Origin of the sequence: Paeniglutamicibacter sp. MACA_103 (assembly GCF_045798555.1) — a bacterium.
Lineage (GTDB): Bacteria > Actinomycetota > Actinomycetes > Actinomycetales > Micrococcaceae > Paeniglutamicibacter.
This window is the reverse complement of sequence record NZ_JBIXLN010000080.1, coordinates 1-11,300: the sequence shown is the minus strand read 5'-3', so window position 1 is coordinate 11,300 and position 11,300 is coordinate 1. Positions and strand designations below refer to the sequence as shown.

Here is an 11,300-nt window from a genome sequence, read left to right as displayed (position 1 = left end):
GGCCCGGGGGGGGCCCCCCCGGGGGGCCCCCCCAAACCCCCCCGGGCCCGCCCCCAACACCCGGGGGTGGGGGCCACGGACCCTTCGCGTAGCGGCGCTCGTGCTGCTAGGCGAGCAGCTGGCGCTTGGAGGAGATGACGCCGGTGTTGAATCCGGCCAGGCGCAGCCCGCCGTGGAAGCGCGCGTGCTCGATCTTCACGCAGCGGTCCATGACCACGTTCATGCCGTTGGCCTCGGCCTTCGCCGCGACCTCCTCGTGCCAGGAGCCCAGCTGCAGCCACAGGGTCTTTGCCCCCACGGCCAAGGCCTCGTCCAGCACGCCGGGCAGGTCGTCGTGCTTGCGGAAGACCTCGACCAGGTCCGGGGTTTCCGGCAGGTCCGCCAGCGACTTGTAGACCGGCTGGCCCAGGATCTCATCGAGCACCGGGTTCACGAAGTAGACCTTGTATTTGGAGGAGGACAGCAGGTAGGTCGCCACGAAATAGCTGGCGCGCGAGGGCTTGTTGGAGGCGCCCACGATCGCGATCGACTTGGTGTTGCGCAGGATCTCGAGGCGCTCGGCCGCGTTCGGGCCGTCCCAGGTGCGGATGTCTGTTGCGGTCATTACTTGGCTCCCGTCACGGCGGCCGCGCGGGCGGCGTCGATGGAGCAGGCCGCCCCGTCGTAGGCTTCCCCGGCCGGGGCTTGCGCGACCTGCTGCGAGGCGGTCAGCGCCTGGTCCAGGTCCCAGAGGATGTCCTCGAGGTCCTCCAGGCCCACCGAGAAGCGGATCAGGTCCTCCGGCACGCCGGCGGCAACCAGCTGCTCCGCGGAAAGCTGCTGGTGGGTGGTGGAGGCGGGGTGCAGCACCAGGGTGCGCACGTCGCCGATGTTGGCCAGGTGGCTTGCCAGCTGCAGCGCCTCGATGAAGGCGGTGCCGGCGGCGCGGCCGCCCTTGACGCCGAAGCTGAAGACCGAGCCGACGCCCAGGGGCAGCAGCTCCTTGGCGCGCTCATGGTGCGGGTGGGAGGGAAGCCCGGCATAGTTCACGTAGCTGATGCGCTCATCGGCCTCGAGCCATGCGGCCACGGCCTTGGCGTTTGACAGGTGCGAGTCCATGCGCTGGGGCAGGGTCTCGACGCCCTGCAGCAGCTGGAACGCGGACTGGGCCGGCAGGGCCGGTCCGATGTCGCGCAGCTGCTCGGAACGCAGCTTGGTCAGGAAGCCGTACTCGCCGAAGTTGTCCCACCAGGAGACGTTGCCGTAGGAGGCCACCGGCTCGGTCATCGCGGGGAACTTGCCGTTGCCCCAGTTGAAGGTTCCGGCCTCCACGACGACGCCGCCGAGGGTGGTGCCGTGGCCGCCGAGGAACTTGGTGGCCGAGTGGATGACGATGTCGGCGCCGTGCTCGATCGGGCGCAGCAGGTACGGGGGAGTCAGCGTCGAGTCGACCACCAGCGGCAGGCCCGCGGCGTGGGCGACCTCGGCCAGGCCCTTGAGGTCGGCGATGTCGCCGGAGGGGTTGGCCACGACCTCGGTGTAGACGGCCTTGGTGTTCTCCTGGATGGCGGCGGCGAACTCGGCCGGATCCGTGGAGTCGATGAAGGTCGTCGACACCCCGAAGCGGCGCAGCGTCACGTCGAGCTGGGTGATGGTGCCGCCGTAGAGCTTCGAGGAGGCCACGATGTGGTCCCCGGCCCCGGCCAGCGCGGCGAAGGTGATGAACTCGGCGGCCATGCCCGAGCCCGTGGCCACCGCGCCGATGCCGCCCTCGAGGGAGGCGATGCGCTCCTCGAATGCCGCCACGGTCGGGTTGCCGATGCGCGAGTAGATGTTGCCGTACTTTTGCAGCGCAAAGAGGTTCGCGGCGTCGTCGGAGTCCTTGAAGACGAATGACGTGGTCTGGTAGATCGGAACGGCGCGCGAGCCGTGCTCGGCGTCGGGGGTGCCGCCGGCGTGCAGTGCGCGCGTGCGGAATCCAAATTGGTGTTCGGCCATGGTGGCTTGCGACTCCTTGTCGACTGGTTCTTCGGCCCCGCGCAGTGCGTGGGGCCATCGCGGCAGGAATCCCGGGATCAATGTCGCTTACCCGCCCGGGTCGGGGCGGAAAGCAGCTCCATCGTTTCTGGCGGTAGCACCGTAACCACCGGCTGTGGCAGGTTGCTGCGGCGTCATCAAACCAGATCTCTCGGCCGCTCGGGATGGTTGTAACAGTCTCTCAATATGTCCGATTGTGACCCAACTTTGAGTCCTTACGTTGCGCCCCGGCACCGCCCGCGCGATTCCCGCCTGCCGCGGCGCAGCGCCTATGCTCGAGCCATGGACACCGCGCTGGCACTGGTACGACACGGACAAACCGACTGGAACCTCGCCGGTCGCCTGCAGGGGCGCACCGACATCGAGCTGAACGAGACGGGCCGCGAACAGGCGCGCGAGGTCGGGCGGGCGCTGCTGGGCCAGGGCTGGGACCTGGTGCTCGGCTCGCCGCTGTCCCGCGCCGCCCGGACCGCGCAGCTGATCGCCGAGGTGCTTCGGGCCCCGACCGGCGAGCCGGTGCCCGAGGTGATCGAGCGCGGCTTCGGCCCGCTCGAGGGCCGGATCATGGCGGGGATTCCCGACGCGGAGGCCACGCTGTTGGCCGAACACGCCGAGGACCGGCAGGCCGTGCTGCGCCGTGCGCTGCCCGCCCTGCAACGGATCGTCGAAGCGAACCCCGGCCGCCGGATCCTGGTCGTCAGCCACGGCGCGACGATGCGGATCGTGCGCGACGCGCTCGCCGGCAGGCCGCTGGGCGCGAAGGTGGAGAACGGGGAAGTCCTCCACGTCGACCCGGTGCGGCTGGCGGAGCTGGTGCGGGAACAGGAACCGGCGATCGCGCGCTGAAACGCGCAGGCGCCGGCTAGGCGTCGATCACCAGGTCGGTCCGGGCGGTCGAGCAGCACGGCAGGAACTTGCCGGCCTCGATCTCCCGCGCCCGGATCCCGCCCTGGTGGTTCATCTCGACATCCCCGGAGAGCTTGACGATCTTGCAGGAGCCGCACATGCCCTCCTGGCAGTTCGCGCCGATCCTGACTCCGGCCCGCTGGGCAATGCCAAGGATCTTTTCCTCGGGATTGATCAGGACATTGATGCCGGTGCGAACAAAGGACAGGGTGAGGGTTCCCGTTCCGACGGTGTCGAATGCCGACGCGTCGGGGGCGGAGGTGTCCGGTGCTTCTTCCGCCTCGGCTTCGGGGGCAACGGGTTCGGCAAGGCCGGGGTCGGCCGCCTCGAGCGGCAGGCCGGTGGCCTCCAGCGGGCCCTCGTCGTCGTAGGCCGGTTCGTACATGCCGAGGGCGGAAGGCTGGCTTTCGTAGTAATCCTCCGCGGATTCGGCGATTTCCTCGGCGATTTCCTCCGCAATCTCCTCCGCCAGCTCGACCTCCGCCTGGTATTCCAGGGTCGTCTCGCGGTCTCCGGAGAAGAATTCCATGTGGATGGAGGTGTCGTCGACGCCGACCGCGGCCAGCATCTCGGACACGTTGTTCAGGTAGCCCTCGGGGCCGCAGGCGTAGACCTGGCGTCCGTTGGCGTCGGGTGCCACCTCGTCGAGCATCGCGGCGGACAGCCGGCCGGTGAGGCCTTCCCAGTCCTCGGGCGCGCTGCGGTCGCCCAGGGAGAAGTGGACGGTGACGCGCGAATCCACGGTGGCGATGTAGCCCAGTTCCTGGTGGAAGGCGAAGCCTCCGGGTGCCGCGCCGTGGTAAAGAACCACCACGTCCGCCTGTCCGGGCAGTGAATGGATGGTCCGCAGCATGGACATGATGGGGGTGATGCCCGAGCCCGCGGCCAGCAGGAGGTAGCGCGCCCGCCGGTCGGCGTCGGGCAGGTGGAATGCGCCGACGGGTCCGAGCATTTCGAGCACCGTGCCGGGTCCGACGTTTTCGTGCACCCACGGCGAGACCCTGCCGGCCGGGTCCCGCTTCACCGTGATGTCGAAGGTCCACGGCTTGGTGGGCGAACTGGACAGGGAGTAGCTGCGGTCCACCGGGTCCCCGCCCTCGCCGTTCACGGGGAATGCGATGTTCACGTATTGGCCCGGTCTAAACGCCAGGGGCGCGCCGTCGGCGCGACGGAACACGAAGGTCAGCATTCCGCCGACCTCCGGAACGATCTCGACGCATTCGGCCAGGAACTCCTGCGGGTGCCAGGGGCCCAGGGCGCGCGCGGCACTGGCAGGTCCCTCGGTGCTGCCCAGCACGCGGTTCCACGGCATTTCCAGGCCGCGGATGCGCTGTGGCTCCTGGTGTGGCGCGGTAATGGTCGTGGTTGTGGCCTCGGTTGTTGTCGTGGTCTCGGTCGTAGTCGTGGTCTCGGTCGTAGTCGTGGGTTCGGTCACGGTCATGGTCACGACAGGTGTTCCTGCACGCGCTGGACGTACCAGTTGATGAACGCCTCGACCTGGTATTCGCTCTTCATGTACGGGCCGGGCTCGTAGGCGGGGCTGCCGGCGCCCTTCTGGCACAGTTCGACGAATGCCTTGTCCTGCAGGTTGGTCTGCTTCCAGGTGTGGGTGAGCTTTTCGAGGTCGTAGTCGTCGCCCTCGACGGCGTCGTCGGCGACCAGCCAGGTGGTGCGCACCAGGGTCTGGTGCTCGTTGACGGGGAACACGGCGAACGTGACGACGTGGTCGCCGAGGAAGTGGAACCAGCTGTTGGGCTGCAGGTGCATCGAGCAGCGGCCGAGGCGGAAGTCGCGCAGGTCCCCGAGCAGCTTCTTGGAGAGCCGGTGTCCGTCGGGCGAGAACGACTCGCCATCGCCGTCGAGCGACTCGCGGGAGATGCGGATTCCGGCCACGCGGGTGTCGAGTTCCTCGACGACCTCGTAGGGAATGCCGTAGCGCTGGCAGCGCTTTTCGAGCGCGGCCTGGGCCTCGATGTTGCGGTCCCACACCTCCTCGAGGTGGGGCGGGATCAGGCCCTCCGTCAGGCCCCAGGTGGGGAAGAGGGAGCAGGCGAGTTCCGGGTGCCCGTCGCAGTGGTAGCACTCCCGGTTGTTCTCCATCACGAGCTTCCAGTTGCCCTCCTCGATGATGTTCTGCTGGTAGGCGACCTTGGTCTTGCCCAGGTCGTGGGGCGCGAGGTAGGGCTCGAAGATCTTCGCGGTTTCGTCGAAGTCGGCCGGCGGTTCCTCGGCAACGCAGACGAAGATGAGACCGGCGTATACGCGGCTGTGGGCGCGCTTGAGACCGAAGCAGCTCTTGTCGAACTTTGTTTCGCCGGGCGCGGAGGCGTGGATCAAGTCGCCGTTGGGCGAGTAGGTCCAGGAGTGGTAGCCGCAGACCAGGTTGCCCGTGGTTCCGGTGGTCTCGGTCAAGACCCTCGCACCGCGGTGACGGCACACGTTGTGCAGGACATTCACGCCGCCCTCGTCATTGCGCAGCACGATCAGGGAGTAGGGCCCGTAGTCCACTGTCACGTAGTCGCCCGGTTCCGGGAGCTCCGCGACGCTTGCGGCAAAGAGCCAGTGTTCGCCGAAAATGGCCTGCATGTCGATCTTGAAGATCGCCGGATCGGTGTAAAACGGCGCGTCAAGGGAATACCCTTCGCGCCGGAAGTCGAACAACTCGGCGATCTCGGCCAGCTGCTCTGCAGGCAATGACGAAGCGAGCTTGCCGCGTGAAGACAGGGGCACGTTCACTGAAGCAGACATGTGTTTACTCCTCGGAGGAATGGGGTGGCATGCGGGGCCGCGGATCTTGATGGTGATCCATGTCACCGAAATGCTGAAATCGTCTTACTCACGAGGGTAGGGATCGGCGCTCTGCAATAAAAGCGCAAGATTTTGGGGATAATGGTGCAGAATGCTTGCATGATTGATCAACGTCTTACGACCCTTCGGGTGTTCGCCCGGACCGGCACCGTCGGGGCAACCGCGGAACTCACCGGATACTCGCCCTCCGCGGTGTCGGCACAGTTGCGTGAGCTGCAGCGCGTGCTGGGAATGCAGCTGCTGACCAAGGACGGGCGGGGCGTGCGCCTGACGGCCACCTGCCGGTATCTCGTGACGGGCTCGGACACGTTGATGACGGAATGGGAGCGGCTGCGGGCCGCAGTGCTGGAGGCCGGGGACCAGGTGCAGTCCCACTTCGGGCTCGGCGGATTTTCCACCGCGGCAGCCCAGCTGCTCGCGCCGCTGGCCGCGGCACTTCGCACCTCGCGCCCGCAGGTCCAGGTTCTGGAGGCGAATCCGGCCAGGTGCTTCGACCTGTTGGTTGCCGAGCGCATCGACCTGGCGGTCATCGTGGCCATGCAGTCGGATACCTAGGTCGAGGACGATCCGCGCTTTGAGCAGACCGCGTTGCTCAACGATCCCCTCGACGTGATCCTTCCTTCCGACCATGCCCTGGCATCTCGGGAAACGGTGACGCTCGAGGAGCTGGCCACCGAACCGTGGATCACTGAGGCTCCCGGGTCGACCTACCATTCCCTGTTCACCGCGGCCTTCACGGCGGTCGGGGTGACACCCCGCATTGCCCACGAGGCCGTCGAATGGGAAACGCAGATCGCCTTCGTCGGTGCCGGAATGGGAGTGGGGCTGCTCCCGCGGTTGGCGCCCCTCGGCAGCGCGGAAAACGTGACGCGGCTGCGCATCACCGGCCAGGGGAAACCCATGCGCAGGATCGTCGCTGCCGTGCGCAAGGGCAGCATCGCTTCGCCCCTGGTCAAGGAATCCCTCGGGATCCTGCAGGCCAGGGCGACGCGAATCCTCACGGAACGGTTGGAGGAAGAGGAATGAGGCAGCGTGTCTGGGGAGCCCCTGCCTAGGGCACGGCGCGTTGGGGTGCGGGCGGACGAAATCCGTTTCGGCACATGGGTGGGGCGGGAGAGCAGGAAAACCGGCCGGGGCTACGTCTGGAAAACCCCGCCCGCGCGGGCGCACCATGTGTGCATGAGTGAAACGTTTTTTGGGGACCCCGAGTACTACGCCCGATGGGCGAAGGCCTACGACGCCATGATCGGCTCAAGGCTGTACAACAAGGTGTTTTGGGGCACGGATCCCCGGCAGTATTCAATGTTCGCTGCCCGGGCCATCGGTTCCGGGCAGGGCCCGCTGCTGGAGGTGGCGGCCGGCACGGCGCAGGCCACCGCGACGCTGCACGTGGCCAGCGCACGGGAGACGACCTTGGTGGACATGAGCGCCGCGATGCTGGAGCTGGCGGGCGAGTCCATCGCAAGCGCCGCCGGCGGCAGGCTGCCCGAGCGGATCACCCTGGAATGCCGGGACATGCTCGCACCCGCGGGACACCGGCGCTACGAAACCATTCTCGGCCTGGGGCTGCTGCATCTGGTCCCGGACGTCGCCGCCACCGTCGACGCGCTCGGGCGTCAACTCGAAGAGCACGGAAAGATGTACCTGGCCTCGCTGGTCAAGGGGTCGGCCCGGTCCAACGCCTGCCTGGCGCTGCTGAAGGCGCACGGCGACATCGCACGGATCCGCACCGCGTCCGAGCTCTTTGACGAGGTCAGGGCCGGCGGGCTCGGACCGGTCACGCTGGCCCGTCGCGGGGCCATGGCCTACGTGGAGATTTCGCGCCGGCCGCGCTCGCGATGAGCCCTGCGAACCCGGGCCGAAGCCGCGGCAACCGCACCGCGGAACTGCGGTATTCTGGCCGCAGAGGTGTTCAGCGTGATGGCAAACGGGGCCTTGGAACAGGGTCGTGAGAGATTTGCGCGGCAGGATTGGAAGGCCGCGCACCGGTTCCTTGCCGCGGCGCAGGCCGAGGGGCCGCTGGACGGGGCAGACCTGTTGCTCTTGGCCATCGCCGCCTATCTGCTGGGCCGCGATGCCGAAAGCCGCGAATGTCTCGAGCACACCTATGATGCCGAGTTGGCCGCCGGGCGGTATCCCGAGGCGGTGCACGCCGCGTTCTGGTTGATCCTGGAATTGGCCCTCGGCGGCGGCGCGGCCCAGGCGCACGGGTGGATCGCCAGTGCCGGTCGGCTGCTGGTGCACTGCCCGCCCGACTGCGCCGAGCAGGTGCTGATGCTGATACCCGAGACCTATTTCCGGCTGGATTCCGACCCCGGGGCCGCGCTCGTTGCGGCGACCACGGTGCTCGAGGCGGGGGAGCGGCTGCGCGACGCGGACCTTTTGGCCTTCGGGACCCTGGGACGAAGCCAGGCCCTTATCCGGCTGGGCCGTATTGCCGAGGCCCTGCCGCTGATCGACGAGGCCATGCTGGTGGTCACCCGCCACGCCGTGTGCCCGATCGCCGTCGGCATTGTCTACTGCGCCGCGATCTCCGAGTGCCAGGGCATCTTCGACCTGCCGCGTGCCCGGGAATGGACCGAAGCCCTTGGCGACTGGTGCGACCTCCAGCCCGACCTGGTCCCGTACCGCGGGCAGTGCATGGTGCACCGAGCGCAGCTGTTGCGCCATCGCGGCGAGCTGGACCGCGCCGCGGTGGAGGCCGCCCGGGCAGCGGACCGGCTGTCCCGGCCGCGGCATCCCGCGTTGGGCCTGGCCAATTACGAGCTGGGGGAGCTCGAACGGATCCGCGGTTCCGCTGTGGAGGCCGAGCAAAGATACGGGAGTGCGCACGGTTTCGGGGTCTCGCCGCAGCCCGGGCTGGGCCTGCTGCGCCTGGCCCAGGACCGGCCCCAGGAAGCCGCGCGGGCCCTGGAACGGGCCCTGGCCGAGGCCACGGCCGCCACCGAACGGGCGCGGCTGCTGCCCGCGGCCGGGGAGGCGCTGCTGGCCGTCGGCCACATCGAGCGGGCCACCGCAGTGGCCCGCGAGCTGGCCGGAATCTCTCATTTCTTCGGCTCCGTCCAGTTGCAGGCCGAGGCATTGTTCCTGCAGGGGAGGATCCTGCAGGAAGGGGACCGCCCTCAAGAGGCCCTGGCCCTGCTGGGCCGGGCGCGGGAGCACTGGTCCGGCCTGGGCATGCCCCTTGAGGTGGCCAAGACGCGAGTGGCGATGGCGGAGGCCTGCCGGCTGCTGGGCGACGCCGAGGGCGCCAGGATGGAACTGGATGCTGCACGCGCGGCGCTGCACGCGCTGGGGGCGGCGGCCGCACTTGGCCGCGTCGAACGGGCGCTGGGGTCCGTCCCCGCACCCGGTCCCGGGACGCCGGATGCCCCGGGACCGGCATCGTACCCGGGGGACGGCGCGCGGATCTCGCCGCGGGAAATACAGGTCCTTCGGCTCGTCGCCACGGGGATGACCAACCGCATGGTGGCCAAGACGCTGTTTCTCAGCGAAAAGACCGTGGCCCGGCACCTGAGCAACATCTACACGAAGATCGGGGTGGTCAACCGGGCGGCGGCCACCGCCTACGCCTACGACCGCGGCATCGCCGCAGGCGCCGGACAGGGCCGGCCGGCAGGCGCGGACGGGCATGGAAGCCGTTAGCGCGGCGGCGGGGAATTCCGGGATACGGTGGCGCCGTGGCCTGTCCAACGTCCCGGTGCCCCCGCAGCACCTGGTCGGGGTGGCGGCCGCGGTGTTGCTGGGCAGGTGCGGTGCGGTGCTCCGGCGTCCCGCGGCGGCCCCGGTGAGGGCCGCGGGCCTGCTGCTGGCCGGAGCAGGAGTGCTGCTGGCCGGATCGGCCTGGCGGGCCGCCCGCCCCGTGCTTCTGGCGCAGCCGCGGGCACTGGTGGTCGCCGGACCCTACCGACACAGCCGGAACCCGATGTACCTCGCGTGGCTGCTGCTGCACGCCGGCGTCGGCATCGCGGCCGGCAGCGGCTGGGTGGTGCTGAGCCTCCCGGCGGCCGCCTTCCTGATGCACCGGGACATCCTGGACGAGGAACGCCGGCTGCTGGAGGCGTTCGGGAGCGAGCACGCGAACTACGCGGCCCGCACGCCGCGCTACCTGTGCCGGAGCACTACACAGAACCACCCATTGGGCCGGGATGGGTGATTCTCCCGAAGCAGCCGGCACCCGCCCGACCCTAGTCTCGATACCAAGAGCAAGCGGGAACAACCCCCGCCCAGGGAGGACATCATGGGTACCGAAACAGTGGACACGCTCGTCGTCGGCGCCGGCCAGGCCGGGCTGGCGACCAGCTATTGGCTCAACCAGGCGGGTATCGGGCACCTGCTGGTGGACCGCCGGGAAACGCTGGGAGGCGCCTGGCAGGACCGCTGGGACAGCTTCCGGCTGGTCACCCCGAACTTCTCCCTCCAGCTTCCCGGCCAGCCGTACCAGGGGCCCGACCCGGATGCCTACTTGGGCCGCGATGCCGTCATCGAGCTGTTCCGCGGCTATGCCGGAGGGATCGACGCACCGGTGCGTCTGGGCACCGAGGTGATGGGGCTGGCCGTGGCCAACGGCGGCTTCCGGGTCGATACCCCTGACGCCTCGTTTGCCGCGCGCCGGGTGGTGCTGGCCACCGGCCCCTACCAGGTGCCACGCCTGCCGGAGGCCGCGGCCGGGTTCCCCGCGACGGTGAAGCAGCTGCACAGCAACGACTACCGGCAGCCCGGGCAATTGCCCAAAGGCGCGGTGCTGGTGGTCGGGAGCGGGCAATCCGGCACGCAGATCGCCTCCGAATTGCTGGCAGCCGGCCGCCGCGTGCACGTGGCGGTGTCCTCCTGTGCCGGTGCCCCGCGCAGCTATCGCGGCCGGAACCTGTACTGGTGGCTCATGCAGATACTGATCCAGGGCCCGAAGCACGGAATGCAGGTGCCCATGGTGGATGACCTGCCCACCCCGGCGGCCCGCTTCGGCTGTCATCCGCACCTGTTCGAGGATTCTCCGCGCCGCCTCGCCGAACGTGGCGCGGTGTTGCACGGGAAGGTCCTGGGCACCGACGGATCCACGGTGCGCTTCGGGGACGACGTGGCCCAAAAGGTGGCCTTCGCCGAGGCCGACTTCGACGTCCGCTTCCGTCCGATGTTCGACTCCTATGCCGCGGCCGTCGGCCTTGACCTGCCGCAGGATCCTCCGGCCACGGGCCGCGGTCGGGTTCCGGAGGGGGAGGTCAGCCTGGATCTGGAAGCCGAGGGGATATCCGCGGTGGTGTGGGCCACCGGCTTCCGGCTGGACTTCTCCTGGTTGGGGTTGCCGATCCTGGATGAATGGGGCTACCCGTTCCATCAGCGCGGAGTCACCATCCAGCCCGGGCTCTATGCCATCGGGCTGCCGTGGCTGCATTCCGAACCGTCGTCGGTGATCCCCGGGGTCGGCGCCGACGCCGCCCACCTGGTCGAGCAGATGGTCGCGGCCGGCTGACCGCCCGGATGCGGGACCCGCACCTCGACATGAATCGAGTGGGGGGGGGGGGGGGCCCCCCCCCCCCCCCCCGGGGGGGGGGGGGGGGGGGGGGGGGGGG

9 protein-coding genes, 1 pseudogene and 1 riboswitch are annotated in these 11,300 nt (G+C 69.1%); of the genes and pseudogenes, 6 read left to right on the top strand and 4 right to left on the bottom strand.

All coding sequences use genetic code 11. The annotated features are described in order from the left end of the window. Positions 1-106: 106 nt before the first annotated feature. Together ACIPVK_RS21200 and ACIPVK_RS21195 are read right to left on the bottom strand one after the other, a co-directional pair. Positions 107-604, bottom strand: coding sequence for a CoA-binding protein (locus tag ACIPVK_RS21200; RefSeq protein ID WP_407613966.1), 498 nt, complete (start codon positions 602-604; stop codon positions 107-109). Continuing rightward, the gene (locus tag ACIPVK_RS21195) at positions 604-1,977 is read right to left on the bottom strand and encodes an O-acetylhomoserine aminocarboxypropyltransferase/cysteine synthase family protein (RefSeq protein ID WP_407613965.1); all 1,374 of its coding nucleotides are present in this window, start codon (positions 1,975-1,977) and stop codon (positions 604-606) included. The genes ACIPVK_RS21200 and ACIPVK_RS21195 overlap by 1 nt, the downstream gene beginning before the upstream one ends. 115 nt (positions 1,978-2,092) lie before the next feature. Next, a riboswitch (SAM riboswitch) is annotated at positions 2,093-2,187 on the bottom strand. Between the two features lie 36 nt (positions 2,188-2,223). Between ACIPVK_RS21195 and ACIPVK_RS21190 the strand changes: the two genes are divergently transcribed. Then, complete coding sequence (locus tag ACIPVK_RS21190) at positions 2,224-2,862, top strand: histidine phosphatase family protein (RefSeq protein WP_407613964.1); 639 nt, start codon at positions 2,224-2,226, stop codon at positions 2,860-2,862. A gap of 16 nt (positions 2,863-2,878) precedes the next feature. Here the strand turns inward: ACIPVK_RS21190 and ACIPVK_RS21185 are convergent, their stop codons facing one another. Together ACIPVK_RS21185 and ACIPVK_RS21180 are read right to left on the bottom strand one after the other, a co-directional pair. Then, positions 2,879-4,234, bottom strand: a complete 1,356-nt coding sequence (locus tag ACIPVK_RS21185) for a ferredoxin reductase (RefSeq protein WP_407613968.1) — start codon at positions 4,232-4,234, stop codon at positions 2,879-2,881. A 131-nt stretch (positions 4,235-4,365) separates the two neighbouring features. Further along, positions 4,366-5,670, bottom strand: a complete 1,305-nt coding sequence (locus tag ACIPVK_RS21180) for an aromatic ring-hydroxylating oxygenase subunit alpha (RefSeq protein WP_407613963.1) — start codon at positions 5,668-5,670, stop codon at positions 4,366-4,368. Positions 5,671-5,829: 159 nt separating this feature from the next. On the opposite strand from ACIPVK_RS21180, the pseudogene ACIPVK_RS21175 reads away from it, so the two are divergent. The 5 genes and pseudogenes from ACIPVK_RS21175 to ACIPVK_RS21155 all read left to right on the top strand — a co-directional run bounded on the left by ACIPVK_RS21175 (position 5,830) and on the right by ACIPVK_RS21155 (position 11,200). Further along, positions 5,830-6,756: pseudogene (locus ACIPVK_RS21175) on the top strand (LysR family transcriptional regulator). A gap of 153 nt (positions 6,757-6,909) precedes the next feature. Then, positions 6,910-7,572 (top strand): hypothetical protein, encoded by a 663-nt coding sequence (locus ACIPVK_RS21170; protein ID WP_407613962.1) that lies wholly within the window; start codon positions 6,910-6,912, stop codon positions 7,570-7,572. A 78-nt stretch (positions 7,573-7,650) separates the two neighbouring features. Then, complete coding sequence (locus ACIPVK_RS21165) at positions 7,651-9,375, top strand: response regulator transcription factor (RefSeq protein WP_407613967.1); 1,725 nt, start codon at positions 7,651-7,653, stop codon at positions 9,373-9,375. Continuing rightward, positions 9,362-9,886 (top strand): methyltransferase family protein, encoded by a 525-nt coding sequence (locus ACIPVK_RS21160; protein WP_407613961.1) that lies wholly within the window; start codon positions 9,362-9,364, stop codon positions 9,884-9,886. Before ACIPVK_RS21165 ends, ACIPVK_RS21160 begins: the two co-directional genes overlap by 14 nt. An 84-nt stretch (positions 9,887-9,970) precedes the next feature. Further along, positions 9,971-11,200, top strand: coding sequence for a flavin-containing monooxygenase (locus ACIPVK_RS21155; RefSeq protein WP_407613960.1), 1,230 nt, complete (start codon positions 9,971-9,973; stop codon positions 11,198-11,200). Positions 11,201-11,300: the final 100 nt, after the last annotated feature.